Source organism: Rheinheimera hassiensis (genome assembly GCF_022436675.1).
GTDB classification, from domain to species: domain Bacteria; phylum Pseudomonadota; class Gammaproteobacteria; order Enterobacterales; family Alteromonadaceae; genus Alishewanella; species Alishewanella hassiensis.
The window spans coordinates 366,948-393,141 of sequence record NZ_JAKUJZ010000002.1 but is presented as its reverse complement, the minus strand read 5'-3'; the positions used below and the strand labels follow the sequence as shown (position 1 = coordinate 393,141).

Here is a 26,194-nt window from a genome sequence, read left to right as displayed (position 1 = left end):
GCGGTTTTTTATTCTTCGTAAAGTAATAAATACAGTTAACTTACAGCTTCGGCCTGCCAAAGCTGATCTTCGTTGAACATATCGTAAAGGTTGTGCGCACGGTTAATCAGTAAGTTGGCAAAATCCTGCTGGGTTTTATCCGTGATGCCAGCATCAATAATTTGCTGGGCTTTTAGCTGCCAATGCATGGAAAACGCTCTGACAGCATCTCTGGCGTTAGGGGCTGCAGCAAAAGCTAAATGATCAGTCGGCAAGTCGCCGCTTATTACCCAATATGATTGTTTATCTTTCGTATTTAACTTCCATACCGCCATATAAGGTGGCAAATAGCGGCTTTCTGACGCTGCAACGTTGTCTGGCAAAATACCTTTGCTGGCTAAATACTCGTTGGCTTTTTGGAACTGCGCTCTTACCCATTCCGCGCGGGCTTGTTCAATTTGTTGCTGAGTTAACTGCTCGCTCATTATAAGACTTCCTGCTTTTAAATTTTTGCTACTTTAGGTGACTCGCCACCGACAATCAAGTGTTGTCATATATTGTCGACAATCGCCTGGACTGACCAGATATTTTTTTGGTTTGATTCTGGTGAAACCCAGGTTGAAATGCTACATTTCGCCGCGCAAAAATGCCGCCGGCAGCGCGGCCACTAACCAGGCACAGTGGCCTGAGTATTTCAGGCTATCAAAAAACGGAGAAATCAGTCGTGGCAGTATTTAATCATTCTGAATTCGATCATCATGAACAGGTTGTGTTTTGCAGCGATGCAGAAACCGGTTTAAAAGCAATTATTGCCGTGCATAGCACTGCACTTGGCCCGGCTGTAGGCGGTTGCCGCTTATGGGACTATGTATCCGACGAAGCTGCTTTGAATGATGTTCTGCGTTTATCCCGCGGTATGACATACAAAAATGCCATGGCAGGCTTACCTTTAGGCGGTGGCAAATCCGTTATTATTGGTGATGCAAAAAAAATCAAATCCGAAGCATTATTCCGTGCTTTTGGCCGTATGATCCACCGCTTATCCGGCAGCTACTACAGTGCAGAGGACGTCAATATCACTACTGGCGACATTATGATCGTCAATAAAGAAACCCCTTATGTTGCCGGTCTGGAAGGTAAAAGCGGCAACCCCGCACCGTTTACTGCTCTGGGTACCTATCGTGGTATTAAAGCTGCGGCAAAACATCAGTTTGGTACTGACGATTTAACCGGTAAAACTGTCGCGGTACAGGGCCTTGGCAGTGTGGGTTTCTATTTATGTGAATACTTGCACAAAGAAGGCGCTAAATTAATTGTTACCGACATTAATCAGGATGCCGTACAGCGCGCTGTAAGCCAGTTTGGCGCTGTGGCTGTAGCTCTGGATGAGATATATGCTGCGGATGCCGATATCTATGCTCCTTGCGCTTTGGGTGCCACAATTAACGACGACACCATAGTGCAGCTTAAAGCTCGCGTGGTTGCTGGTTGTGCCAATAATCAGTTAAAAGAAGACCGCCACGGTGATGTATTACGCGAAAAAGGTATTTTATATGCACCGGATTATGTGATTAACGCTGGTGGTATTATTAATGTTGCCTCTGAAATGCGGCCGCAAGGTTACAGCGTTGAAGAATCCACAGCGAAAGTAAACGCCATCTACGATACTCTGCTGAATATTTTCCAGCGTGCTGATGCCGAAAATCAAGCTACCAGCCTGGTGGCTGACTTAATGGCGCAGGAAATTATTCGTCGCGGCAAGCAATAATCACTCAACGCAATCTACCTTAAAGCCACTTTTGCAGTGGCTTTTTTATTGCGTATCAAATAACCCTGCCAACTTTAACGGCACTATAGTGCTGGCTGTCTGATAACCGGTATTAAACAGTTCCAGCTTCTGCTCTACCGTCAGGGCAAAATCTACTGCTGAAATGCTGCCGGTATTGATCACTATCGTATTATGCCAGTATTCGGCATGCACATACTCGCGTGATACCGCGCTCATAAAGGTGCGGATCAGCATGTAAATATATGATACCAGAGGGAAATAACGACTGGTTTGCACAGGCCTGGCTTCGGCATCACTTTTTAACCGAAAGCAAATAAGCGGCAGCCCAGAGCCAGACCAGTCATGGTGCAAGGCATCTTCAGACAATATCACCCCATCTGTCATAATATGATTTTTAAACGGCTGAAACGAAAAAAACAGCGGAATAGACATAGAGAAGCGCACGGCCTTTGACACTTTAAGGTGCGGCGTATGCAGCCGGTTAAACACCACGGGGCCACCACCGTTAATATCAGTCGCCAGCACATGTAAGTCATATGGCAAATTAGCGAAGGTTACACCTTGTAACTGTTTGTCTAACCAGGCTTCAAATTTATCACCGTTACATAAACCGCCGGTGCGTAATAATGATGTAACTGAAAAACTCCAGAACTGCCTGAAATCAGTTTGTAATGCCAGTGCTTTGAGGCTGGCAAGGTCCCAGCCGGTTGCATAAAGCGCCGCCACAATACTACCGCCAGATACGCCAACCAGATGCCGGAAACGAAATTGCATATCCTGCAACGCCTGTAATATGCCAATATAACAACTCAGCCGGGTACCGCCACCTGAGAATATGGGCACTATCTCTTTACCTGTACTGATTGGCATACAGCATCCTTTGCCTGAACATCCGCTCCTTAGTATGGGGCAAATTCTGCCGGTTGCCATATAACACTGCAGCTATTTCAAATAAATTGGGCTAGTATAGTGCCCTAACACAATAACTTAGATAAGGAATGTCTGAATGATGTATAAAGCACTATTGTGTATTGCACTGCTGTGGCATCTGGCATTACCGGCTCAAGCTGCGTTGCAGGATAGCATCAAAAAAATAAAACCCTCTGTAGTGGCTATAGGCGTGTTTAGCCCGCTCGCATCGCCCCGCGTCCGGCTGGTTGGCACCGGTTTTGTTGTTGCCGATGGCAGTAAAATCATTACTAATTACCATGTTATTGCTAAAGCACCTGATGTAAAACGCAACGAATCCTATGTTGTGTTATCCGGCCAGGCAGACAATATACAAATTCACCAGATTACCGACACTAAAACCCAAACAGTGCATGACTTAGCGGTATTGACGATAGAAGCTAAATTGCCTGCAGCGACTCTGGCTGACGCTGACTTTATCAACGAAGGCACTGAAATCGCCTTTACCGGTTTCCCTATTACCGCAGTACTGGGATTATACCCCGCTACTCACAGAGGTATCATTTCTGCCGTAACACCCATTGCTATCCCTGCCGATCACTCTGGTCAGTTGCAAGCGTCTGCGCTGCGCCAATTGCGACAACCTTTTATGGTATATCAGTTAGATGCAACAGCTTATCCGGGCAATAGCGGTAGTCCTTTGTTTGATGCCAATACAGCTCAGGTGATCGGTATTATTAATAAGGTTTATGTAAAATCGACACGGGAAGCGGTACTGAGCGACCCAAGTGGCATTACTTATGCTATTCCGGTAAAGTTTTTGCTGCCTTTGCTAACGCAATAAGCCGCTCCAAATACACTTTCAGCTTTTATGGATAGACGCAGATGGATTTACTGACAGAATTAGCGTTGGATCGGATTGGCTTTGGTTTCGCCTGCGTTGCTAACTTGTTTTTCTTTCTGTTGACACTGGCCACCCGGATTAAAAACCTGCCACGCTCCTTGCTGCTTGCCTGGTCACTGTTTAACACAGTCTGGGCGGCCTATTATATGCTGACAGGATTTGCCCCCTACGTTACACCTGTATCGCTACTACTAGAGCTCAGCCGAAACCTGGTGCTGCTGTTATTTTTACTGGCGGCACTTGGCAGTGCCGAACAATCACTAAGCCTGCTGTTAAAAAAGCGCTCTGTGCAGTTGCTAGTCTTAATTATCAGCTGTTGGGGTTTACTGAGCTATTTGCAGCTGCTCTCGATGAACCTGATTTTTACCGGCAGCCTGGCTATCTGTGTATTACAACTGGCACTGCTGGAAACAATGTACCGTAAAGCCGCTGCTAACCGCTGGCAATATAAACCCCTGGTACTGGGCATAACCGTTTGCGCATTGTTTGACTTCGTTTTGCTGGCTGAGTCGGCATTATTCGGGCAGGTAGATAACCAGCTCTGGTCAGCCCGTGGTTTTGTTTACGCTGCCATAGTGCCACTGCTGATTATTTCTGTCAGACGCGTGCAAGCCTGGGGCATCAATGTTTATGTGTCACGCGATATTGTGCTACAAAGCTCGCTGGTGCTTGCTGCAGGTATCTATCTGTGCCTTATCGCAGTTGCAGGCTTTTATATTCGTTATATCGGCGGTACCTGGTCAAACCTGCTGCAAACTACCTTTTTAGTGCTGGGTTTTGCTATGTTAGCCGTTTTGCTGTTTTCCGGTGCAGTAAGACGCAAACTCAAAGTATTTATTGAAAAACATTTCTTTGCCAATAAGTTTGATTATCGTGTGAAGTGGCTTGAGCTGACAAGACAGTTGCAGTTGGTTGATATTACCAAGTCAGATCAATACCAAACTATTATGCAAACCTGGCTAAACTCTGTCAGTTATAGCCGGGGCTGCCTGATCAAACTGGAAGGAACTTCTGCCCTGACAACCCTGGCCCGTATCAACCGCCCGGCTTTGAATAACGGTGAAACGGAATTACTGCAACATTATGTACAGCAATTTGCCGGCAAAAACTGGATAGTCGATCTGGCAGATAGAAAAGACCCCTTTTGTCAAAAACATAACTTAAGTGACATTGATATCCAATTAATCATCCCCATCCACTCCGACAATGAACTTTGGGGTCTGTGCCTGATAAACGCACCGGATGTCGATCGCCAATTCCTCAACTGGGAACTGCGTGATTACCTGATGCTGGTGGCAGAGCAAATATCCAGCTATCTGCAGTTAATGCAAGCCAGCCAGAAACTTAGCGAAAACGCCCAATTCGCGGCATTTAGCCGCATGTCAGCGTTTGTTGTACACGATCTGAAAAATATCAAAGCACAAATCGATTTAATGCTGACAAACAGTATAAAGCACCGGACTAATCCTGAGTTTATTAATGACAGCTTCGATACTCTCGCCGCTATGCAGCAACGCTTACAGAATATGCTGTCACAGCTGAGCAGCAAACGTGCAGAGTCCAATCAGGATACTATGGTCAGTATCTCAACCGTTGTGCACGAGGTCATTAACCAGCGCTGTGCAGCCAAACAACCAGTACCTCAATATACCGTCAGCCGTGATGCTCAGTTACTGGTAAACAAAGAACGTTTTTCCAGTGTGCTCTACCACCTGATTGACAATGCCCAGCATGCGACAGCCAGCGAGGGTAAAATACTGGTCGATGTGAATTGTGATAACTCACAGCTCTATATCAGCATTCAGGACACTGGCTGCGGGATGTCAGCCGAATTTATCAGCGAGCGCTTATTTAAGCCATTTGACTCAACAAAAGGTAATGCGGGTATGGGCGTAGGCGCTTATGATGCGCTACACTTTGCCAGACAACATAATGGCCAATTGCAGGTAGAGAGTACAGAAGGTGTCGGAACTACCTTTACGCTTATTCTTCCTTTACACTAATCACGTTTATTGATGTAAATACAAGGACTGTTTTATGAAGACCTTATTGGTCATAGAAGATGATATTGGCATCCAGAAGCAGCTGAAATGGAGTTTACCGGATTATGAACTGGTGTTTGCTCAGGATCGCTCTTCAGCACTGACACAACTAAGGCGATATGAGCCAGAGGTTGTCACACTCGATCTTGGCTTACCTCCCGATCCTGCCAATGCGACAGAGGGCTTAGCCTGCTTAAGTGAAATACTGTCAATGCAGCCAAACTGCAAAGTTATTGTCATCACCGGTAGTAATGATAACGATCATGCGCTTAAAGCTGTCGCGCTGGGTGCTTATGACTACTATCAAAAACCGATTAATATCGATGTGTTAAATGTGATTCTGACCAGAGCTTTTAAACTTAGTCAGTTAGAAACAGAAAATCAGGCACTAAAAGCCGCCGGAATGACAAGCAGCGATATTATTGGCAACAGTGATGCCATTATGCGCGCCTGTCGCACAGTAGAGAAAATAGCCCCGACAGAGATTACCACCTTATTGCTTGGAGAAAGTGGTACTGGTAAAGAAGTATTTGCCAGAGCGATTCACCGACAAAGTCCAAGGATAAGTAAACCTTTTGTAGCCATTAACTGCGCATCTATACCAGAAAATCTGCTGGAAAGTGAACTATTCGGCTATGAAAAAGGCGCATTTACCGGCGCCAATAAAACCACCTTAGGCAAAATCGAATGTGCTAACGGCGGTACACTGCTGCTGGACGAAATCGGCGACATGCCACTGAGCCTGCAAGCCAAGATGCTGCGCTTTTTGCAGGAAAGGGTTATTGAGCGTGTGGGCGGACGTCAGGAAATAGAAGTCGATGTCAGGGTAATATGTGCAACACACCGAAATCTGGCTGAAATGGTAGCAGCACAAAGTTTCCGCGAAGATTTATACTACCGGGTGAGTGAAATCACCCTGGCAATCCCACCGCTACGCCAGCGTGGCCACGACATTATCGTTATTGCTAAAGCCTTACTGACAAAATTCAATATTGAGTTTAACAGCCATGTTCAGGGCTTTTCAGACTGTGCTATGCAAGCTATGTTGCAACACCCGTGGCCAGGTAATATTCGTGAACTGCAAAATAAACTTAAATCAGCCGTAATTTTGGCAGATAGCAAATTGATTACTGCTGACGATCTTGGTCTTAGTAGCAAAGAAATGGTCAAGACCAGCACGCTGCGTAAAGTAAGAGAACAAGCAGAAACACAGGCAATACGCCAGGCTTACACCCTGGCGAACGGCAACTTATCTAAAACATCTGACTTACTGGGTATCACCAGACCAACACTTTATGCGTTAATAGATAAGTATCGCCTGCACGATTTAAGAAATGCTGAAGCCGAAATCTGAACTGCTGAAGCTGAAATCTGCATATGATAGTTAAAAAAAACCCCACTTCAGTGGGGTTTTTTATTACAGCGTAATGCCTTTTTGCTTCGCTTTATCTTTGATGTAAGATTCCCAGCCACGTACCTGACGCGACATAGCAGGATCTTTCTTCGCATTCATCAACGCAGCATAAGCTTCTTTATATTTCTTCTGATAGAAATACGCATCCACTAAGCTCATATAGACACCGCTTGGTTTATCAACATTCATTGATAACGCTTTGTCATAAGCAGCAATAGCTTCATTGTACTTCTGCACAGCAGAATAAGCAGAACCCTGACGACGGTACGAATCAGCATCATTCGTCAGCTTAGCAACTTCACCATAGTAGTTAGCAGCCTTTAAAAACTCACGTGCAGCCTGATAATTGGAAGCAATAAAAGTCAGATTGGTTTTGTCTTTCTTAACCAAACCGCTCTTCATGTACTTTTCCATCACCGTAGCCGCTTTATAAGGAATGTTATTATTGGCATACATCTGCGCCAACATTCTTATTTCAGAGTCTTTTTCCAGGTACCCCTGCGAATAGGCTAGTTGTAATGTTGACAGTGATTTGCCAAATTCTTCAGTCAAGGTATAAAAGTTACCCAGATAGACCCAGAATTGCTTATTCTCCGGGAACAGCTGCACCATTGTTTCCACTACTGCTACTAATTCTTTGTAGCGTTTCGTTTCATACAATGCTGCCATCTTAAGCTGATAAGGCCCTTCAATTGGCTTAGGCGCAAAACGAATTGCATCATCTGCCGGTGCTAAAACCTTAGCATGCTGGTCCATTAAATAGTAAGCATTAGCTATACGCATATAAGCATCTGAATTTTGCTCACCAGTGAACATCATCCAGTCTTCATATGCCTTTATTGCCGTTTGATATTGCTTATCCTGCAATAACATGTCAGCTAACAGCTTCATAGACGCAGACTGATCAGCAAAAGTAAGTACATCTGGCTTTACCGCCAGAGTAAGGTACTTTATCGCCTGCTTTTCGTCTTTGGTAGCGTATAAGTTACCTAAAAAGCGATTTAGCGTAGCAGTATCAAACTCGTTGCTAGACTTAGCGTCAAGCAGCAAAGCAATTGCCTCGTCTAATTTCTCTTCGTTATACAGCTCAAAGGCGCTAACCAGAACTTTACCAACACGCTCGCCAACAATTTGCGTCTTACGTGCTTTACGTTCTTCTACTTTTGCCATATTAGGCTGTACAGCTGCAGAAACCGGTAAACAAGCCCCTAAAACTGTCATTACGACAAGAGCTGAGGTAAGTTTTTTAAACTTCTTCATGTTAACCCCCTGCCATATCTAGTGTGAAGTCCAGCTGAACTTGTTGGCCGCTTTGCTTTAACGGCTTACCGTCAACCACTTTCGGACTGTATTTCCAGCGACGCAGTGCACGGATAGCTTCGCGGTCAAACACCCTGCGCGGCTCAGCTTCAATTACTTCAACTTCATCAACACTACCGTCTTCCATAATGCTGAAACGAAGTTTAACCCAGCCTTGTAAACCATCACGAGCAGCTTGTACCGGATAGCGCGGTTCAATACGAACGATAGGCGTTGCATCACCATCACGCATCATGCCGGATGGATCGCCTAAGGCACCGGCACCTGCACCCAAGTTAAGCCCAGGCATATTAAAACCTATCGCACCCGCAGCGTTAGCGGTATCTGGCTCTGGCTGAGGCGCTTTAGGCGGCTGAGCCGGTGGTGGCGGTGGTGGTGGTGGTGGTGGCCGCCGGGTCTGTGTCTCTGAGTCAGGCGGCGTAGTGTTAATTTCAATAACAATACGCTCTTGCTCAACCGCTTTACGATCGCCACTAGACTTAAGTAAAGTGGCCATCATTAAGAACAACAGAAACGTTACCACACCACCGATTATTAACGATGTCAGGAAACGTACCATAATTACTTAGTCTCCCCGGCTATACTAATCACCAGCGATGGGTCAGCAGCTTTAATCTGATCCATAACTTCCATCACTACACCGTGTTTAGCTTCTTCATCAGCCTGTACGATAATAGTATCTGTTGGTGATTCTGCTCTTAGCCGTTCAATGTTTGCTGAAACACGCTCAACATCAACTACACGCTTATCCATCCATATCTCTCCGTTTGCACGGATAGCAATAAAGATAGTTGCGCTTGGCTTCTTCTGTGCCTGAGCAGCTTCAGGTTTATTTACATCAATACCAGCCTCTTTTACGAAAGACGTGGTAACGATAAAGAAGATCAACATGATGAAAACGATATCCATCATCGGCGTAATATCGATCTCTGCCGTTTCAGCTTCGCGAATACGTTTGCGGGCCATAAAAAACTCTCTTTAATGATGCGGTAAGCTATCGGCCAGGCTTGCTTTTTCTCGCTTCACCTGAACGTCTAACCGCGCACTGAAAAATACACCTGATATCGCCGCAACCAGACCCGACATTGTCGGTATAGTCGCCATAGAGATACCTGTTGCCATGGTTCTTGGGTTACCAGTTCCCTGTGTCGCCATAATATCGAACACAGCAATCATCCCGGTAACCGTTCCCAACAATCCAACCAGTGGACACAGTGCAACCAAGGTTTTAATGAGCAGCATACGCTGATCTAATTTATCTGACGCCTCGGAAATCCAGCAATCACGGATCTTATGCGCATACCATGATGTGGTATCTGCTCTGGCATCCCAGCGGGCAATAATATCCTTTTTTAGCTTCGGATATTCAGCCTTAAGAAACCAGAACCGCTCTATCATCAATACCCACATGATGAAGAGTACCAGGGCGACAACGTATAATACGTTGCCACCAGTATGGATAAAATCCTGAACAGATTCCCACAGCTCTACTAGCTGGAGTATCATTAGGCTTTCTCCTTCTCCGCATGCGCAGCAATAATGCCAGCAGCCTGCTCATCTAAAATGTGCAGAATAGATTTTGCTTTTGACGCCACAATAGAGTGAACGAATAATAACGGTATAGCTGCAACCAGACCCTGAGCAGTTGTTACCAGCGCCAGAGAGATTGAACCGGCCATTAGCTTCGGATCACCTGTTCCGTATAACGTAATTTGCTGGAATGTCAGAATCATACCGATAACGGTACCTAACAAACCCAGTAACGGGGCAACTGCTGAGAATAATTTAATTAAACCAATACCACGCTCTAATTTTGGTGTTTCACGTAAAATCGCTTCGTCCAGTTTTAACTCAAGGTTTTCAACATCAGCTGATTTGTTCTCGTGGTATACACGCAAAATACGGCCCAGCGGGTTGTTATCAGACGGGTTAGCCAGGTTCTTCAGCTGTGAGCGGATTTTGCCACCAACAACACTCAGAACAATAATACGCTCAAGAGCGATTAACATACCGATAAAGAACACTGCAGTAATGATGTAACCAACTTCTTCACCGGCCTGATAGTATTCAAACAAAGTTGAACGCTGCTGGTTTAAGCGAAGTAAGCTATTACCTTTAGTTGGATCTAAGTAAATGCCGGTAATTTCACCGCTGTTGGCATTATGGTATGCAGAAATTGAATCATGAATTTTAGACTGTGGTTGACGGCCTAATGGCTGCACCTGATCAGTATCATTGTTCAGGATCAGATATTCAGAATCAGTGGTCAGATGGAAAGTACCAAAACGTGTTACACGCTTCGTTTCTACACCACCATCCAGCTTAACTACCTGAGCATCAAACTTGGCAACTTTACCTGACTCAGTCATCTCGGTCAGTAAAGCCATCCACAAGTCTTCCATTTCGCCTAGCGTAGGCAACTCTGTTGCTGACGCTATTGCACGCAGAGGGACATCACGACCAGGGTACTGCGCACTAACGATTGAGCCAGTGATAGTACCGATAGACTGGTTAGCTGACTGGCGAACAACACCAAACAACTCGCCCATTGTACCCAGCGCACTTTCTAATTCCTGCTGTTTCTGACCGATCAGAATATCGTTGTCAGCGTATTCTTTTTGTAAACGCTTACCACGGTTTTCTTCTTCAGTGAATTGTCTTTTAGCAGTATTCAGTAACGCCTGCTTGTCGGCACGTTCTGCCAAAAACGCACGCTCACGCTCCTGATTAACACGACCTTCGACAGTACGTTCTTTCTTCAGTTGTTCTAGTAATTGGTCCAACTTCTCAGTATTGGCCGATGCGTTAAATGCAATACCAGCGGACAGAGTTACCGCTGCGGCAATTAACATTGACTTAAATGCTTGTTTCATGTGTTCTTACTCCGCTGCGATAAGTGGTACGCGATCCATCTCAAGCGTGGCTTCACGACGTGCCATCTTGATAAACTGAGATACTGATGTCAGGTAAGAACCTGGCAGCTCATCCCAGCTTGATGTTTGCTTGTTCCACACCCAGCCGGCATTACCATCTAATGACAAAGCCATTAATGACAGGCGACCAACATGAACGAAATCTACAGTAATTTCCTGACCATTCAATGGCAGTGTGCCCTGGAACGATGCCACTTCTGAACCGTAGCCCACTTCAATGCTGTAAGCTTCCAGAATCTGACGGTATTGCTCAGATAATTGCACATCTGAACGGCCCATCAGTTCGCGTAAATTCTCTACACGGGCGATACGACGCTCAGTTCGCAAAGGAATATCAGCTTTAACAAACTCTTCCAGTGCATCAATCATGCGGAACATCAAAGGAACAGTACCTTTGCGGGTATCTTCCAGAGTATTAATCTGACGCTGAACAGAGTCAATCTGACGCTTCTGGTCAGTAACCAGAGTTGCTAAGAAGTCGTTATAAACTTTCAGGTTCTCAGTTTGATCAGTTACCTGACGGTACTCACCTAACAATTCCTGAGACTGCTCATATATAGTGTTAATTTTTTCTTGAGACTGCACTGCTGCGCGCTGGATCTGACTACCTTCCTGGTGCAAAGCTTTTAAATCTGTTGCCAGTGCGCTCGCCGAAAGGGCGAAAGTACCGGCCAGAGCTGTTGCAACAAGACTCTTGCGAATTTTATTGTTAAACATAGTTCCCAACCAATTATTGCTGATTAACGTAACCTGAAGTTGTAAGGACCCTGCCGTTCTTACAGACAGAAAAGGCCCTCGGTTAGAGGGTAAACCATCAGCATCATTACAGGTAAAAACGCCCTTGTCAATACAACACAGGCGTCTGAATGTCTGCTCTGATGCAGCTATTTATATGGCTTAGCACCCAATTTATGCACTATTAAACAAATAAGAATCAATTTGCTATAGTTCATTAATTTTTTAGCTTATTTTATGTTCGGCGTCAGTTTCCCTGACACATATAAAGCCACCATATCGTCCAGTGATATAGCTTTGATTTTACTGCCATGGCCTGCAGCGTTAAACGCTTCATACCGGGCAATACAAATTTCTGTCATCGCTTTTACCGATGCCTGTAAATATTTACGCGGGTCAAATTCTGCCGGGTGCTGCGTCATATAGCGACGGATAGCGCCGGTAGAGGCAAGCCGTAAGTCGGTATCAATATTGACCTTACGCACTCCGTATTTAATGCCTTGCTGAATTTGCTCAACCGGCACGCCATAAGTCTCCGGAATTTTACCGCCATTTTCGTTAATAATTTGCAACCATTCCTGCGGTACTGAAGACGAACCATGCATCACCAGATGCGTATCCGGAATACGTTCGTGGATCGCTTTAATCCGGTCTATCGCCAGGATATCACCTGTCGGTGGCCGGCTGAACTTATAAGCACCATGGGACGTGCCACAAGCTATTGCCAAGGCATCAACCTGGGTCTCCCGCACAAACTGTGCTGCTTCTTCCGGATCAGTCAGCATTTGATCATGGCTTAGTATGCAATCTGCACCTATGCCATCTTCTTCACCGGCAGCGCCGGTTTCCAGCGAGCCTAAACAACCTAACTCGCCCTCTACAGACACACCACAAGCATGCGCTATTTCTACAACTTTGCGCGTTACATTGGCATTGTAAGCATAATCCATTGGTGTTTTACCGTCTTCACCTAAGGAGCCATCCATCATTACAGAAGAAAAACCCAATTGAATGGAGCGTTGGCAAACACCCAGTGAAGTACCATGATCCTGGTGCATAACTACCGGAATATGCGGAAACTCTTCTACTGCAGCAAGAATAAGGTGGCGCAAAAACGGTGCACCGGCATATTTGCGGGCCCCGGCTGAAGCTTGCACAATAACCGGGCTGTCGGTTTTATCCGCAGCCAGCATAATAGCGCGCATTTGCTCAAGGTTGTTTACGTTAAAAGCGGGTATGCCGTAACTAAACTCAGCGGCGTGATCCAGCATTTGACGTAGGGAAATAAGGGCCATGAAATCCTCTCTTAATCTTTTAGGGTACAGTTTTAGTATGACATTTTTATTATTTTGTGGTTGCGCGTTGTTCCAGTATAGCTACTGCTGGCAGGGTTTTGCCTTCTAAAAACTCCAGAAAGGCCCCGCCACCTGTCGATATATATGAAATCTTGTCTGCAATATTATATTTATCTATTGCTGCCAGTGTATCGCCACCACCAGCAATTGAGAAAGCATCACTGTCTGCAATTGCCTGCGCCAGATCTTTAGTACCGGCAGCAAACTGATCGAATTCAAACACACCCACCGGGCCGTTCCAAACGATAGTACCGGCTGATTTTAAGATCTTAACCAGTTGTGCTGTTGTATCCGGGCCGATATCAAAAATCATATCGGCATCGTCTACCGCAGCTACCTGTTTTAATGTGGCAACGGCGGTTTCACTGAATGCCTGCCCCACGACAACATCGGTTGGTACCGGAATATTACCGCCCCGGGCTCTGGCTTGTGCCATTAAGCGCTGTGCTTCAGGGATTAAATCAGCCTCATACAAGGATTTACCCACATTATTGCCATTAGCAGCAATAAAAGTATTGGCAATACCACCGCCAACGATTAACTGATCGACAATACCCGACAATGACTCAAGTACTGTCAGTTTGGTTGACACTTTAGAGCCGCCTACAATAGCAACTAACGGCCGTTTCGGGTTCTTCAGTGCTGCCGCTAAAGCATCCAGCTCCGCCACTAACAAGGGGCCAGCACAAGCGACCGGGGCAAACTTGGCTACACCGTGGGTAGAGGCCTGAGCGCGGTGGGCAGTACCAAAGGCATCCATGACAAACACATCGCACAGTGCAGCCAGCTTTTGCGCTAAAGCATCATCGTTTTTGCCTTCGCCTTTGTTAAAACGCACGTTTTCAAACACCACTACTTCACCTGCATTGATGTCGATACCATCCAGATAATTGGCAGCTAAACGCACCGGAGCTGCTAAAGCCTCAGTCAGATAATCGACCACCGGTTGCAACGATGATTCAGCGTCATACACGCCCTCCTCTGGCCGGCCCAGATGCGACATCACCATCACTTTAGCACCTTTGCTCAGTGCCAGTTCAATGGTAGGTATTGCCGCTTTTAAACGGGCATCCGAGGTTACTTTGCCATTTTTAACCGGTACGTTTAAATCTTCGCGGATCAGCACGCGTTTGCCGTTAAGATCCAAATCGCTCATGCGAATAACAGACATTTCAAGCTCCTTATTATAAAGTCGGTTGCATCATGGCTCGCGTCGTATCAAGCATACGATTGGCAAAACCCCATTCGTTGTCACACCACACCAGGCATTTTACCAGCCGTTTGTGGCTGACACGGGTTTGTGAGCCATCGACAATGCATGAATGCGCATCGTGGTTGAAATCCACTGACACCAAAGGCTCCTCGGTATAATCCAGAATACCGGCCAGCTCACCCAAACGGGCTTGCTGCAGCGCCTGATTCACCGCGCTGATACTGACATCCTGATGCAGTGTCACACTTAAATCCATCGCCGTCACATTTACTGTTGGCACCCGCACTGCAATCGCCTCAAAACGGCCGGCAAATTGCGGCAATATGCGCTCAATACCCAGTGCCAGCTTAGTGTCTACCGGTATTATCGACTGGCTGGCCGCGCGGGTACGGCGCAAATCCGGATGGTAAGCATCTATTACCTGCTGATCATTCATTGAAGCGTGGATAGTAGTAATAGTGCCACTTTCTACGCCAAAATGCTGATCCAGCACCTGAATAACCGGCACTATGCAGTTAGTGGTACAAGACCCTGCCGACACCACTGTCATATCCGCCGTTAAGCTGCTCTGGTTAATACCATAGATAATGGTCGCGTCAATATCGGTATCTGCCGGGTGTGAAAACAACACCTTTTTGGCGCCTGCAGCTAAATGCCAGTTTGCATGCTCGCGGCTGTGAAATACCCCGGTACATTCTAAAACCACATCTACTTCAAGCTCATTCCAGGGCAGTGCCAGCGGATCGGCTTCTGCAAATAACGCTATATCTTTACCATCAACGTTAATACCACCCTGATATGAACTGACGCTGAAACCAAAGCGTCCATGTGAGGTATCATACTTTAGTAAATGTGCGACCCCTTTAGCATCGGCCAACTCATTAATAGCGACAACATTAAGTTCATGCTGCCAGCCATTTTCATAAATAGCGCGCAAAATATTACGCCCGATACGGCCAAAGCCGTTTATTGCCAGTCTGATTGCCATAACACCACGCTACATGACATAGAAAAAGACATAAGAAAATGGGACCAAACCTGGTCCCATTATATTAACTATTACGCCAGTAGCTGCTCTGCCGCTTCGAGTACTTTTGCGGTGGTGATACCAAAGTACTCAAATAGCTGCTCTGCCGGTGCCGACTCGCCAAAGCTGGTCATGCCGATAATTTTGCCGGTTAAGCCAACATATTTATACCAACAATCGGTAATACCCGCTTCTACGGCAATCCGTTTGCTTACTGAGCCGGGTAATACCGCTTCGCGGTAAGCGGCATCCTGTTGCTCAAACACATCGGTTGATGGCATAGATACTACCCGAACCGCTTTACCCTGCTCGGTCAGCTTAGCTGCGGCTTGCATCGCCAGTTCAACTTCAGAGCCGGTGGCAATAATAATTAATTCTGGCGTACCGTTGCAGTCACGCAGGATATAACCACCACGTTTTACATCGGCCAGTTGCTGCGTATTGCGCTGCTGCTGTGCCAGATTTTGCCGGGTAAAAATTAAGGTACTCGGGCCATCAGTGCGCTCAATCGCCGCTTTCCAGGCTACGGCAGACTCGACCTGATCGCACGGACGCCAGTTCATTAAATTTGGTGTAGCGCGCAGTGCAGCTAATTGCTCTACCGGCTGGTGCGTTGGGCCATCTTCACCTAAACCGATAGAATCGTGGGTGTAAACGAAGATCACCCGCTGCTTCATCAGCGCTGCCATACGCACCGCATTACGGGCATATTCCATAAACATCAGGAAGGTCGCACCGTAAGGTACAAAGCCGCCATGCAGTGCAATACCATTCATAATGGCCGACATACCGAATTCACGCACACCATAATAAATGTAGTTACCGCTGGCATCTGTGTTGGTAAGTGGCTTAGAGCCAGACCAGATAGTCAGGTTGGAGCCAGCTAAATCCGCCGAACCGCCCATAAACTCTGGCAATATAGGGCCAAAAGCATTTAATGCATTTTGTGACGCTTTACGGCTGGCTATATTGGCCGGGTTAGCTTGCAGTTGGTTAATATACGCCTGAGACTTTTCTGACCAGTCTGATGGCAAATCCCCTGCTACACGGCGGCTGAATTCAGCCGCTTGCTCAGGAAATGCTGCGCTGTAACGGGCAAACAGCTGCTGCCAATCTTGCTGCTGTGCGCTGCCTTTGGCTTTAGTATCCCAATCAGCATAAATATCAGCAGGAATATCGAACGGCGCATGTGGCCATTGCAGGAAATCGCGTGCAGCGGCAATTTCAGTATCACCCAACGGCGCACCGTGGCTATCATGGCTGCCGCCTTTATTCGGCGCGCCATAGCCTATAACGGTACGGCAACAAATCAGGGTAGGTTTGCCGGTTTCGGCTTTTGCCTGTTTAATGGCCGCTTCTACAGCTGCCGCATCGTGCCCATCCACATTACTGATGACATGCCAGCCGTAGGCTTCAAACCGGGCCGGAGTGTTATCGGTGAACCAGCCTTCAACATGGCCGTCAATAGAAATACCATTGTCGTCCCAAAAAGCAATCAGCTTGCCTAAACCTAAAGTGCCAGCTAAAGAACAGGCTTCGTGTGAGATACCTTCCATCAAGCAGCCGTCACCTAAAAAGGTGTAAGTGTGATGATCAACTATGTCATAACCCGGCTGGTTAAACTGCGCCGCCAGAGCTTTTTCAGCAATCGCCATACCTACTGCATTGGTAATGCCCTGCCCCAGCGGGCCCGTAGTGGTTTCTACCCCTGGCGCATAACCGTATTCCGGGTGGCCAGGCGTTCTGGAGTGTAATTGACGGAATTGTTTTAAGTCTTCAATACTTAAGTCATAACCGCTTAAATGTAACAAAGAATACAACAGCATTGAGCCATGACCGTTGGATAAGATGAAACGGTCGCGGTTAGGCCACTTTGGATCCTGCGGATTATGCCGGAGAAAATCACGCCATAACACTTCGGCAATGTCGGCCATACCCATAGGGGCACCCGGGTGTCCTGATTTAGCTTTTTGCACCGCATCCATGCTTAGCGCACGGATCGCATTGGCGAGTTGTTTACGAGATGGCATGTTCACTCCTGACATTGCGCGGCTTCTTGTAACGAAGCAGATTGTTGTTAAGCTGAAATGTTAAGGCTCAAAGTAGCACTATTTTCACAGAGCCCCCGCTGGATGGCAAATTTAAATCCACTGACAGAAACAATTTTCAGCCGCTCAGATCTAACTTGCTTTACTAACGTAATAGGCAAGGTAAAATAGCATTAAAGACGTCTGGGTGGCAGATTTTTCTGGCAAAGACAACGTACTTTCTCTAGAATAGCCGCCTATTTTTTGGGTTCGTCATGGCATTTTTAGACAGATCGAACTTAACTGCATTAACCTTATTTTTGGAATACAACCAATGGCACAACACATTTTTACTTCTGAGTCAGTATCTGAAGGACATCCGGATAAAATTGCTGATCAGATTTCTGACGCCGTACTGGATGCTATCCTGGAACAAGATCCTAAAGCCCGTGTAGCCTGCGAAACCTTCGTCAAAACCGGTATGGTGCTGGTAGGTGGTGAAATCACCACTACTGCCTGGGTTGATATTGAAGAAATTACCCGTAAAACCGTGCGCGAAATTGGTTACGTACACTCAGATATGGGTTTTGACGCCGATTCATGCGCAGTATTAAATGCCATTGGTAAACAATCACCTGATATTAACCAGGGTGTAGACCGAGCTGATCCAAAAGAGCAAGGCGCAGGCGATCAGGGTTTAATGTTTGGTTACGCCAGTAATGAAACTGACGTGTTAATGCCAGCTCCTATTACCTATTCACACCGTTTGGTGCAGCGCCAGGCGCAAGTGCGTAAAGACGGCACCCTGCCATGGCTGCGCCCGGATGCAAAATCCCAGTTAAGCTTTATTTATGAAGACGGCAAACCAGTGGGTATTGATGCGGTAGTATTATCTACCCAGCACTGCGACACCATCAGCACGGCAGACCTGCGTGAAGCGGTAATGGAAACCATTATTAAACCGGTACTGCCGACAGAATGGTTAACTGCTAAAACCAAATTCTTTATCAACCCGACCGGACGTTTTGTGATTGGCGGCCCTATGGGTGACTGCGGCTTAACCGGCCGTAAAATTATTGTTGATTCATACGGCGGTATGGCGCGTCACGGCGGCGGTGCTTTCTCCGGTAAAGATCCGTCAAAAGTAGATCGTTCAGCCGCTTACGCTGCGCGTTATGTGGCAAAAAACATTGTAGCTGCCGGTTTAGCTGATCGCTGCGAATTGCAAGTGTCTTACGCTATCGGCGTAGCAGAGCCTACCTCTATCAGCCTGGAAACCTTCGGCACCAGCAAACTGAGTGAAGATCAGCTGATTAAGCTGGTGCGTGAACATTTTGACCTGCGTCCTTACGGCCTGATTGAAATGTTACAGCTGGAACGGCCAATATACCTGCCAACTGCGGCTTATGGCCACTTTGGCCGTGATGAGTTCCCGTGGGAGCAAACCGACAAAGCGGAGTTACTGCGCCAGTACGCGAAATAAACATCGCTGGTCAGTTAAATAGAAAAAGGAGAGCCCGGCTCTCCTTTTTCACACCTGCAGTTATCCATGCAGAGTGACAATTTCGCCTTATCATCCGGCACTTTTTGTGTATGATAAGCCGTTAAGTAACATCCGGGGTCCTGTGTTGCCTTGCACAGTGAAACAAAAACTATAAGAAAGGAACCAATATGTCTGAACAAACTGCCAACGCCGCTAAAACCGGCTGGCTTAACCGTGCGCTTAATGCCATAGAAGTGGTCGGTAATAAATTACCCGACCCAGCCGTATTATTTGCCCTGCTGATGGTAGTGGTCTGGGTAGTATCCTGGGCTCTGGCCGGTGTCAGCTTTAATGAAGTAGATCCGCGCACCGGCGCCGCTATTCAGGTGAACAATCTGCTGGCCGCCGATTCCATGACTACCTTTATGGCCAAAATGGTCAATACCTTTGTTACCTTTGCCCCGCTTGGCGTGGTGTTGGTGGCCATGCTGGGTTTAGGTGTCGCCGAGCATACCGGCTTTATTAATGCCGGTTTACGCTCTGTGCTGTCGGTTACACCGAAGATGCTGTTAACGCCAGTACTGATTGCTGTCGGTGTTGCCAGTCATATGGCGGTAGATGCCGGTTATGTGCTGGTTATTCCGCTGGGCGCCGTTATTTTCTATGCTGCCGGCCGCCATCCGCTGGCCGGTATCGCCGCAGCCTTTGCTGGTGTATCGGGTGGTTTCTCTGCCACTATACTGCCATCAAGCCTTGACCCGCTGCTGTCAGGCCTGACACAAGTGTCGGCGCGTTTATCATCTGACCCTGCTGCAGCTGAGCTGTTTGTCAGCCCGATGAACAACTACTACTTCACTACCGCCTCTACCTTTTTGGTGGTTATTGTCGGTTGGATAATCACGGACAAGTTTATTGAGCCAAGGCTTAAATCTACTGTGGTAGACGGCGACCCGGCCGATATGCCGAAGATGGACGACTTAAAACCCAACGAGCGTAAAGGTTTGCGCTGGGCCAGCTTTTCCATGCTGTTAAGCATAGTCCTGTTAATTGTGTCGGCCCTGCCGGAAACCTCAGCCTGGCGCGCACCTGCCGGCACAGTGCTGGCAGAAGGTCAAAGCAACCTGCTGGTTTTCGCAGCGCCGTTAATGCAATCTATTGTCAGCATTATCTTTGTGTTCTTTTTAATCCCTGGAGTGGTTTACGGCTATGTATCCGGTAATGCCAAAAACCACCGCGACATTATCAAAGGCATGAGCAAAGCCATGAGCGGCATGGGCTACTACATTGTTATGGCGTTTTTCTGTGCTCAGTTTATCTATGCTTTTGGCCAGTCTAACCTTGGCGCCTTAATGGCAATTAAAGGTGCAAACTGGCTGCAGCAAATGGCCTTTCCTATGGGCTTTACGCTGATTGGTATCGTGTTTTTATCAGGCTTTGTTAACCTGTTAGTTGGCTCAGCGTCAGCTAAGTGGGCGCTGATTGGTGCCATTATGGTACCTATGCTGATGGAGCTTGGCGTATCACCGGATTTAACTCAGGCGGCTTACCGTGTGGGTGATTCTTCTACCAATATTATTACGCCGCTGCTGCCGTACTTCCCGTTAATCGTGGTGTTTTGCCAGAAGTATGTTAAATCAACCGGTATTGGTACCCTTATCGCGCTGATGTTGCCTTACTCTATCGCCATGTTGGTATTGTGGACTGCTTTCCTGCTCGGTTTCTGGGCGTTGGATATTCCACTGGGCGTTGGCGCCAGTTACAGCTACCCGGCGGTAAACTAATCCGCTTGAGCCTTTAACAACCCTGCTTCGGCAGGGTTTGTTTTTTCTGTCGCTTGTCTTTGCCGCCTGCTACCATAACGGCATTGTTTAGTTGCAGAAGTTTTTATGCGTATCCCAAGAATTTATCACCATGGTGCTATTGCACTTAACCACGAGTTTGCCCTGAATGACGATGCCGCCAACCATGTTGGCCGCGTACTGCGCATGCCGGTTGGCAGCGAGCTGTTGCTGTTTAACGGCGATAGCTTTAACTACCCTGCCCGCATCAGCAGCAGCGACAAAAAGCGCGTTAATGTTATTGCCACAGCACAGCTGGAAAACCCGGTTGAGTCGCCCCTGAAGATCCATCTGGGCCAGGGTATATCGCGCGGTGACAGAATGGATTTTGCCATTCAAAAAGCGGTAGAGCTTGGCGTTACTGAAATTACCCCGCTATTTACCGAGCGCTGCGGCGTAAAGCTGGACGGCGAGCGCCTGGCTAAACGTAACGAGCAATGGCAAAAAATCGCCATCAGTGCCTGTGAGCAAAGTGGCCGCAGTATAGTGCCAACGGTACATCCGGCCATTTCACTGGATAGCTGGCTTAGCCAAAGCACAAAAGAATTAAAGCTAACCTTGCATCCTTGGGCAAAAGACACCATTAAGACGCTTATACCCAACCACAATATCCGGTTAGTAATAGGCCCTGAAGGCGGCTTCAGTGAACAGGAAATGGCACACACCACGGCGTCTGGCTTTAGCGGCATTCAGTTGGGGCCACGCGTACTGCGCACCGAAACGGCAGCACTTACCGCTATCAGTGCGTTACAACTGCAATTTGGCGATCTGGCCTGAGGATACAGCATGAGTAAACCGATAAAACTTGGCATAGTGATGGACCCTATTTCTGCCATTAATATTAAAAAAGACTCCAGCTTCGCTATGTTGCTGCAGGCACAGCAACGCGGTTATCAAATTCATTATATGGAAATGGCCGATTTATATTTGCTGGAAGGTCAGGCCCGCGCCACCACTAAATTATTGACAGTGCAAGAAGACCTGGCCGGCTGGTATCAGTTTGGCACCGAGCAGGACATTAACCTTAGCGAGCTGGATGTGATCTTAATGCGTAAAGATCCGCCGTTTGATACCGAATACATTTACGCTACTTATATTCTTGAGCGAGCAGAAGATCATGGCACGCTGATTGTGAATAAACCACAAAGTTTGCGCGATGCCAATGAAAAGCTCTACACCAGCTGGTTTAGCCAGCACACGCCAAAGACCTTGGTTAGCCGCGATGCCAAACGCTTAAAAGCTTTTTATCAGGCCGAACAGGATGTGATCTTAAAGCCGCTGGATGGCATGGGCGGCGCCTCTATTTTCCGCTTAAAGCCGGGTGATGCTAATGTTAGTGTGATCATTGAAACGCTAACCGAGCATGGCAGCCGCTATGCTATGGCGCAGCGCTTTATCCCCGAAATAAGCGAGGGCGATAAACGAATACTGGTAGTAAACGGTAAACCCGTGCCATACTGTTTAGCACGCATTCCGGCAAGTGGTGAAACCCGTGGCAACCTCGCAGCAGGTGGTCGTGGTGAAGCCAGATCTTTGTCAGATTCTGACTGGTCCATTGCCAATGCGGTAGCACCCACGCTAAAAGCCAAAGGCCTGATTTTTGTCGGTCTGGACGTAATAGGCGACAAGTTAACTGAAATTAACGTTACCAGCCCAACCTGTATCCGCGAAATTGAAGCGGCGTTTCCAATCAGCATCACCGGTTTGTTATTTGATGAAATTGAACAGCTGCTGGCAGCCCGCCAGTGACAACCACGTTGTAACGAGGTCACTATGCAGAGTTTTCAGAATCATTTTTTAATTGCTATGCCGTCATTAGATGATCCACTGTTCAAACGCAGTGTCGCCTATATTTGTGAGCACAATGATGAAGGAGCAATGGGTATTGTGATTAACCACCCGCTGGATGTGAAAGTAGCCGATTTGCTGAAACAACTGCAAATTGAATACAACACCAGTAGCCCGGCAGCAACGGCCCATGTTTGCGCCGGCGGCCCGGTGCAGCACGACAGAGGCTTTGTCTTACATACAGCCAAAGAAGGCTATGCCAGTAGTATGCGGCTGAACGATAGCCTGATGGTAACCACATCAAAAGATATTCTGTTTGATCTGACGACCGACAACGCGCCGGAAAAATTTATTCTGGCGCTGGGTTATGCCGGCTGGACTGCCGGCCAGCTAGAGCAGGAAATTGCTGATAACGCCTGGTTAATTATTCCGGCCGACAGCGATATTATTTTTGACTTAACCCACGCCGAAAAATGGCAAAGCGCCACAGCTAAAATCGGCATTAAACCCTGGCAGCTAACTAACGAGGCCGGTCACGCTTAATGAGTCGCACCATCTTAACCTTTGATTACGGTACCAAAAGCATCGGCGTGGCGGTAGGTCAGGAACTTACCGGCACCGCCTCACTGCTTAGCGCACTAAAGGCACAAGACGGCACCCCGGACTGGGCATTGCTGGAAAAGCTGATTAACGAATGGAAACCTCAGTTATTGCTGGTGGGTTTACCACTGAATATGGATGGCACCGAGCAACCCTTTACCGTACGCACGCGTAAGTTTGCCAACCGGCTGCATGGCCGTTTTGGTTTACCGGTGGAGCTGCATGACGAACGCCTTACCACCACTGAAGCACGCAGTATGCTGTTTGCCGACGGCGGCTACCGTAATCTGGCTAAAGACAAAGTGGATAGTTTATCTGCAAAAATTATCTTCGAGAGCTGGTATGAACAACGCGCCTAAATTAACCGTTCAGCCTGGTTACTATCAGCATTATAAAGGGGCGTACTATCAGGTCATTGAATGCGCCCGTCACAGCGAAACCGAACAGTGGCTGGTAATTTACCGCGCGCTGTACGGCGATTTTGGCTTGTGGGCACGCCCCCTGGACATGTTTATTCAAAACGTTGAAATTGCCGGTGAATTGCTGCCACGCTTTCAGTATCTGGGCCAAACTGAACCACAACAACTGGCTGAATAGTCCGCCAGTGTCTGCACGGCAACCTGTTATCACCGTTTTTTACCGCCTGTCACTTTTCTAATCCACACAGTGTTACAGGCAAGTACTCTTGTTACATCAACCCAACAAGAGGACAGCAACATGTTTGAACAAACTGAGTTTTTTCACCAATTAAGCCAGATGAACCCGTTACTATGGGTAGTCTTTATACCCGCCTTTGTGGCGATTTACTTTTTACCCAGCATTATTGCCGGCTTTTGCAACCGCCGGCATTTGGGTAAGATATTTCTGGCGAATATACCGGCTGGATTTTCCCTGATAGCCTGGATAGCACTTATTGTTTGGGCCTTTACCGGCAAACAGAAAAAAGCGGCTGAACAAGTCACACAATAGATAGTACACTGTGTTTATTCAGCTTTTTGCTTGTACAGGTATTACAACAGCAGCTATGACAACACTCACAACATTTCGCCGGAGCATCGCACCAGACAATTGCAGCAGCGCCTATTTATGGGCGCAGCTGCTTACAATGTTGATTTATGTCGGCTACTTTGTGGCCTACACCCTACCCTTGCTGGCTCCTGAACAATCCCGCTTATATTGGCTGTTTTTAGTAAAATACAGCATTGAAGCCGCCTGCTTTGTGTTGCTAAGCCATATGTTGCTGCGCCCCGTGCTGAAAGCCGACAATATCACCACGCTAAAGCGCTGGTCAGTATTTATTTTGCTGCTGCTGATAGCGGCAATACTCCAAACCATCGTTTCCTATTTTCTATCCAGCATTGAAGTACTTAAAGATACCGATATGAGCAAGGTAACCGTAGTAACGGACAAGAGCGATACTCCGTTACAAATGAACTTTAGCACCAGTTTTATGTTGGTGGCACTAATGACCTCTTTCAGTGTGATGTATCTGGTTTGGGGGGCCTGCTATATCGCCTGGCAAAGTCGGCAGGCACGTAAAGCATTACAACAACAGATGCAACAGGCGCAGCTGCAACAGCTAACTAACCAACTTAGCCCGCACTTTTTATTTAATGCTTTTAACAGCATCCGTGCGCTGATTTTTGAGGATCAGCATAAAGCCGCCGACACGGTAACGCGGTTATCTGAACTGTTTCGTTTTCACCTGCAGGCGCATTTACAGCCCGAGTCTACCCTGGCGCAGGAATGGCAGTTAGCAGAGCAATATCTGGCTATTGAGCAAGTGCGGCTGGAGCAACGTTTGCAATTTAGCTGCGATATAGATATCAGCCTCTGGCAATACAAGCTGCCCACGCTAAGCCTGCTAACCTTGGTAGAAAACGCCGTAAAACATGGCATTGCGCCCAATATCGCACCGGGTAAGCTGTGCATCAGCGCTAAAGCGACCGGTAAAGGCTGGCAACTAAGCGTAACCAACACCACCGCCGGTGCAACGCAGCAAGCATGCACCGCAACCGGGCTGAGTAATTTACGCCAGCGCCTGCAGTTAATGTACGCCGGCAAAGCCGTATTGCAGCTACAGCAGGCTGAAAATCATTTTAATGCGCAGTTGGAGTTTGGCCATGTATAACTGCCTGTTGGTCGATGATGAGCGCCTGGCCCGCAGCGAATTAAAACGCCTGCTTAAAGCTCACCCACAATGCGTTATTGTGGCAGAAGCTGGTAGTGGCAAAGAAGCCTTACAGCATCTGGCTGCTATGCCAATTGACCTGGTGTTTCTTGATATCCAAATGCCGGGTTTAACCGGCCTGCAACTGGCAGAGCATATTCCGGCCAATACTCAATTTATCTTTTGCACCGCCTTTAATAGCTTCGCACTGGATGCATTTGAGCTAAACGCAGTAGATTATCTGCTAAAACCAATAGCACCAGAGCGGCTGGCTAAAGCACTGCAAAAGCTACGCCCGGCAAATGCCGATGCAGCGCCGCACTTTTTGGCTGAACAACACGGCATTTTACTTAAATTCGGCGACAGCCAGCGTGTGGTGCGACTGAATGAAATCAGCCGCTTTGAAAGCATCGGTAACCATGCCGCGGTGTATACGCCCTACGGCAAAAGCTTTATTCACAGCTCACTGGCAAAGATTGAACAAAAGCTCGACCCGGCGCTGTTTTTCAAAGCCAGCCGTGCCGATATAGTGCGCATCAGCGCCATCAGCCATATTGAGCCGGCGATAGCCGACGGCGGTTTGGTTGCCATCTTGCAAGATGGCCAGCAGGTAGATGTCAGCCGCCGCCAGGCGCAGCAGCTGAAACAGCAGTTTACTGCGTTTTAGC

Annotated in this window: 26 protein-coding genes; 14 read left to right on the top strand and 12 right to left on the bottom strand. The window is 47.4% G+C overall.

Annotated elements, in window-relative coordinates:
• Positions 1–35: 35 nt before the first annotated feature.
• Positions 36–464: a DUF4826 family protein gene (locus MJX74_RS04720; protein WP_240221325.1), complete on the bottom strand. Its 429-nt coding sequence runs from the start codon at positions 462–464 to the stop codon at positions 36–38.
• A gap of 239 nt (positions 465–703) precedes the next feature.
• Here MJX74_RS04720 and MJX74_RS04715 point away from each other — a divergent pair, with 239 nt between their 5' ends.
• Positions 704–1,747 carry a Leu/Phe/Val dehydrogenase gene (locus MJX74_RS04715; protein ID WP_240221323.1) on the top strand — a complete coding sequence of 348 codons (1,044 nt, stop codon included), beginning with the start codon at positions 704–706 and terminating at the stop codon, positions 1,745–1,747.
• A gap of 45 nt (positions 1,748–1,792) precedes the next feature.
• On the opposite strand, the gene MJX74_RS04710 is transcribed toward MJX74_RS04715, so the two are convergent.
• Positions 1,793–2,638, bottom strand: coding sequence for a patatin-like phospholipase family protein (locus MJX74_RS04710; protein ID WP_240221321.1), 846 nt, complete (start codon positions 2,636–2,638; stop codon positions 1,793–1,795).
• A 136-nt stretch (positions 2,639–2,774) separates the two neighbouring features.
• Between MJX74_RS04710 and MJX74_RS04705 the strand changes: the two genes are divergently transcribed.
• From MJX74_RS04705 to prsR, 3 genes are read left to right on the top strand one after another with little or no spacing between them, the layout of a single operon-like run.
• Positions 2,775–3,521, top strand: coding sequence for a S1 family peptidase (locus MJX74_RS04705; RefSeq protein WP_240221319.1), 747 nt, complete (start codon positions 2,775–2,777; stop codon positions 3,519–3,521).
• A 41-nt stretch (positions 3,522–3,562) separates the two neighbouring features.
• Complete coding sequence (prsK, locus tag MJX74_RS04700) at positions 3,563–5,584, top strand: XrtA/PEP-CTERM system histidine kinase PrsK (protein WP_240221317.1); 2,022 nt, start codon at positions 3,563–3,565, stop codon at positions 5,582–5,584.
• Positions 5,585–5,618: 34 nt separating this feature from the next.
• Entirely contained in the window at positions 5,619–6,977 is a 1,359-nt protein-coding gene (gene prsR / locus MJX74_RS04695; protein WP_240221315.1) for a PEP-CTERM-box response regulator transcription factor, read from the top strand.
• A gap of 63 nt (positions 6,978–7,040) precedes the next feature.
• Here the strand turns inward: prsR and MJX74_RS04690 are convergent, their stop codons facing one another.
• The 10 genes from MJX74_RS04690 to tkt all read right to left on the bottom strand — a co-directional run bounded on the left by MJX74_RS04690 (position 7,041) and on the right by tkt (position 17,650).
• Positions 7,041–8,297: a tetratricopeptide repeat protein gene (locus MJX74_RS04690; RefSeq protein WP_240221313.1), complete on the bottom strand. Its 1,257-nt coding sequence runs from the start codon at positions 8,295–8,297 to the stop codon at positions 7,041–7,043.
• A 1-nt stretch (position 8,298) separates the two neighbouring features.
• Positions 8,299–8,916, bottom strand: coding sequence for an energy transducer TonB (locus MJX74_RS04685; protein ID WP_240221311.1), 618 nt, complete (start codon positions 8,914–8,916; stop codon positions 8,299–8,301).
• Between the two features lie 2 nt (positions 8,917–8,918).
• A complete protein-coding gene (locus MJX74_RS04680) occupies positions 8,919–9,323 on the bottom strand; it encodes an ExbD/TolR family protein (RefSeq protein ID WP_240221309.1) in 405 nt (134 codons plus the stop codon).
• Positions 9,324–9,335: 12 nt separating this feature from the next.
• Positions 9,336–9,863 carry a MotA/TolQ/ExbB proton channel family protein gene (locus MJX74_RS04675; protein ID WP_231731979.1) on the bottom strand — a complete coding sequence of 176 codons (528 nt, stop codon included), beginning with the start codon at positions 9,861–9,863 and terminating at the stop codon, positions 9,336–9,338.
• Positions 9,863–11,230, bottom strand: coding sequence for a MotA/TolQ/ExbB proton channel family protein (locus MJX74_RS04670; RefSeq protein ID WP_240221307.1), 1,368 nt, complete (start codon positions 11,228–11,230; stop codon positions 9,863–9,865). The genes MJX74_RS04675 and MJX74_RS04670 overlap by 1 nt, the downstream gene beginning before the upstream one ends.
• A 6-nt stretch (positions 11,231–11,236) precedes the next feature.
• Positions 11,237–12,007: a DUF3450 domain-containing protein gene (locus MJX74_RS04665; protein ID WP_240221304.1), complete on the bottom strand. Its 771-nt coding sequence runs from the start codon at positions 12,005–12,007 to the stop codon at positions 11,237–11,239.
• 248 nt (positions 12,008–12,255) lie between these two features.
• Positions 12,256–13,320, bottom strand: a complete 1,065-nt coding sequence (gene fba, locus MJX74_RS04660; protein ID WP_240221302.1) for a class II fructose-bisphosphate aldolase — start codon at positions 13,318–13,320, stop codon at positions 12,256–12,258.
• A 49-nt stretch (positions 13,321–13,369) separates the two neighbouring features.
• Positions 13,370–14,551 (bottom strand): phosphoglycerate kinase, encoded by a 1,182-nt coding sequence (locus tag MJX74_RS04655; RefSeq protein ID WP_240221300.1) that lies wholly within the window; start codon positions 14,549–14,551, stop codon positions 13,370–13,372.
• A 13-nt stretch (positions 14,552–14,564) separates the two neighbouring features.
• On the bottom strand, positions 14,565–15,581 hold the full coding sequence (gene epd / locus MJX74_RS04650; protein ID WP_240221297.1) for an erythrose-4-phosphate dehydrogenase: 1,017 nt from the start codon (positions 15,579–15,581) through the stop codon (positions 14,565–14,567).
• A 71-nt stretch (positions 15,582–15,652) separates the two neighbouring features.
• A complete protein-coding gene (gene tkt, locus MJX74_RS04645) occupies positions 15,653–17,650 on the bottom strand; it encodes a transketolase (RefSeq protein ID WP_240221295.1) in 1,998 nt (665 codons plus the stop codon).
• 331 nt (positions 17,651–17,981) lie between these two features.
• Here tkt and metK point away from each other — a divergent pair, with 331 nt between their 5' ends.
• From metK to MJX74_RS04595, 10 genes are all read left to right on the top strand, one after another.
• Positions 17,982–19,130, top strand: a complete 1,149-nt coding sequence (metK, locus tag MJX74_RS04640; RefSeq protein ID WP_240221292.1) for a methionine adenosyltransferase — start codon at positions 17,982–17,984, stop codon at positions 19,128–19,130.
• Between the two features lie 188 nt (positions 19,131–19,318).
• A complete protein-coding gene (locus MJX74_RS04635; RefSeq protein ID WP_240221290.1) occupies positions 19,319–20,911 on the top strand; it encodes an AbgT family transporter in 1,593 nt (530 codons plus the stop codon).
• Positions 20,912–21,016: 105 nt separating this feature from the next.
• The gene (gene rsmE / locus MJX74_RS04630; protein ID WP_240221288.1) at positions 21,017–21,745 is read left to right on the top strand and encodes a 16S rRNA (uracil(1498)-N(3))-methyltransferase; all 729 of its coding nucleotides are present in this window, start codon (positions 21,017–21,019) and stop codon (positions 21,743–21,745) included.
• A 9-nt stretch (positions 21,746–21,754) separates the two neighbouring features.
• Positions 21,755–22,717 (top strand): glutathione synthase, encoded by a 963-nt coding sequence (gshB, locus tag MJX74_RS04625; RefSeq protein WP_240221285.1) that lies wholly within the window; start codon positions 21,755–21,757, stop codon positions 22,715–22,717.
• A gap of 24 nt (positions 22,718–22,741) precedes the next feature.
• Positions 22,742–23,299, top strand: coding sequence for a YqgE/AlgH family protein (locus MJX74_RS04620; RefSeq protein ID WP_240221283.1), 558 nt, complete (start codon positions 22,742–22,744; stop codon positions 23,297–23,299).
• The gene (gene ruvX, locus MJX74_RS04615; RefSeq protein WP_240221280.1) at positions 23,299–23,715 is read left to right on the top strand and encodes a Holliday junction resolvase RuvX; all 417 of its coding nucleotides are present in this window, start codon (positions 23,299–23,301) and stop codon (positions 23,713–23,715) included. The genes MJX74_RS04620 and ruvX overlap by 1 nt, the downstream gene beginning before the upstream one ends.
• Positions 23,699–23,953 carry a DUF1653 domain-containing protein gene (locus MJX74_RS04610; RefSeq protein ID WP_240221278.1) on the top strand — a complete coding sequence of 85 codons (255 nt, stop codon included), beginning with the start codon at positions 23,699–23,701 and terminating at the stop codon, positions 23,951–23,953. Before ruvX ends, MJX74_RS04610 begins: the two co-directional genes overlap by 17 nt.
• 120 nt (positions 23,954–24,073) lie before the next feature.
• Positions 24,074–24,325, top strand: coding sequence for a superinfection immunity protein (locus tag MJX74_RS04605; RefSeq protein WP_240221276.1), 252 nt, complete (start codon positions 24,074–24,076; stop codon positions 24,323–24,325).
• 136 nt (positions 24,326–24,461) lie between these two features.
• Positions 24,462–25,487: a sensor histidine kinase gene (locus tag MJX74_RS04600; protein ID WP_240221273.1), complete on the top strand. Its 1,026-nt coding sequence runs from the start codon at positions 24,462–24,464 to the stop codon at positions 25,485–25,487.
• Positions 25,480–26,193 (top strand): LytR/AlgR family response regulator transcription factor, encoded by a 714-nt coding sequence (locus tag MJX74_RS04595; protein WP_240221271.1) that lies wholly within the window; start codon positions 25,480–25,482, stop codon positions 26,191–26,193. The genes MJX74_RS04600 and MJX74_RS04595 overlap by 8 nt, the downstream gene beginning before the upstream one ends.
• The last annotated feature ends 1 nt before the right edge of the window (position 26,194 follow it).

Coding starts and splice junctions, on each gene's coding strand:
- MJX74_RS04675 (WP_231731979.1), bottom strand. CDS start 9,863: ATGATACTCCAGCTAGTAGAGCTGTGGGAATCTGTTCAGGATTTTATC.
- MJX74_RS04635 (WP_240221290.1), top strand. CDS start 19,319: ATGTCTGAACAAACTGCCAACGCCGCTAAAACCGGCTGGCTTAACCGT.
- prsK (WP_240221317.1), top strand. CDS start 3,563: ATGGATTTACTGACAGAATTAGCGTTGGATCGGATTGGCTTTGGTTTC.
- MJX74_RS04655 (WP_240221300.1), bottom strand. CDS start 14,551: ATGTCTGTTATTCGCATGAGCGATTTGGATCTTAACGGCAAACGCGTG.
- MJX74_RS04665 (WP_240221304.1), bottom strand. CDS start 12,007: ATGTTTAACAATAAAATTCGCAAGAGTCTTGTTGCAACAGCTCTGGCC.
- metK (WP_240221292.1), top strand. CDS start 17,982: ATGGCACAACACATTTTTACTTCTGAGTCAGTATCTGAAGGACATCCG.
- MJX74_RS04685 (WP_240221311.1), bottom strand. CDS start 8,916: ATGGTACGTTTCCTGACATCGTTAATAATCGGTGGTGTGGTAACGTTT.
- MJX74_RS04605 (WP_240221276.1), top strand. CDS start 24,074: ATGTTTGAACAAACTGAGTTTTTTCACCAATTAAGCCAGATGAACCCG.
- MJX74_RS04670 (WP_240221307.1), bottom strand. CDS start 11,230: ATGAAACAAGCATTTAAGTCAATGTTAATTGCCGCAGCGGTAACTCTG.
- fba (WP_240221302.1), bottom strand. CDS start 13,320: ATGGCCCTTATTTCCCTACGTCAAATGCTGGATCACGCCGCTGAGTTT.
- gshB (WP_240221285.1), top strand. CDS start 21,755: ATGAGTAAACCGATAAAACTTGGCATAGTGATGGACCCTATTTCTGCC.
- MJX74_RS04595 (WP_240221271.1), top strand. CDS start 25,480: ATGTATAACTGCCTGTTGGTCGATGATGAGCGCCTGGCCCGCAGCGAA.
- MJX74_RS04705 (WP_240221319.1), top strand. CDS start 2,775: ATGATGTATAAAGCACTATTGTGTATTGCACTGCTGTGGCATCTGGCA.
- tkt (WP_240221295.1), bottom strand. CDS start 17,650: ATGCCATCTCGTAAACAACTCGCCAATGCGATCCGTGCGCTAAGCATG.
- MJX74_RS04710 (WP_240221321.1), bottom strand. CDS start 2,638: ATGCCAATCAGTACAGGTAAAGAGATAGTGCCCATATTCTCAGGTGGC.
- ruvX (WP_240221280.1), top strand. CDS start 23,299: ATGAGTCGCACCATCTTAACCTTTGATTACGGTACCAAAAGCATCGGC.
- MJX74_RS04600 (WP_240221273.1), top strand. CDS start 24,462: ATGTTGATTTATGTCGGCTACTTTGTGGCCTACACCCTACCCTTGCTG.
- rsmE (WP_240221288.1), top strand. CDS start 21,017: ATGCGTATCCCAAGAATTTATCACCATGGTGCTATTGCACTTAACCAC.
- MJX74_RS04680 (WP_240221309.1), bottom strand. CDS start 9,323: ATGGCCCGCAAACGTATTCGCGAAGCTGAAACGGCAGAGATCGATATT.
- MJX74_RS04720 (WP_240221325.1), bottom strand. CDS start 464: ATGAGCGAGCAGTTAACTCAGCAACAAATTGAACAAGCCCGCGCGGAA.
- prsR (WP_240221315.1), top strand. CDS start 5,619: ATGAAGACCTTATTGGTCATAGAAGATGATATTGGCATCCAGAAGCAG.
- MJX74_RS04690 (WP_240221313.1), bottom strand. CDS start 8,297: ATGAAGAAGTTTAAAAAACTTACCTCAGCTCTTGTCGTAATGACAGTT.
- MJX74_RS04610 (WP_240221278.1), top strand. CDS start 23,699: ATGAACAACGCGCCTAAATTAACCGTTCAGCCTGGTTACTATCAGCAT.
- epd (WP_240221297.1), bottom strand. CDS start 15,581: ATGGCAATCAGACTGGCAATAAACGGCTTTGGCCGTATCGGGCGTAAT.
- MJX74_RS04620 (WP_240221283.1), top strand. CDS start 22,742: ATGCAGAGTTTTCAGAATCATTTTTTAATTGCTATGCCGTCATTAGAT.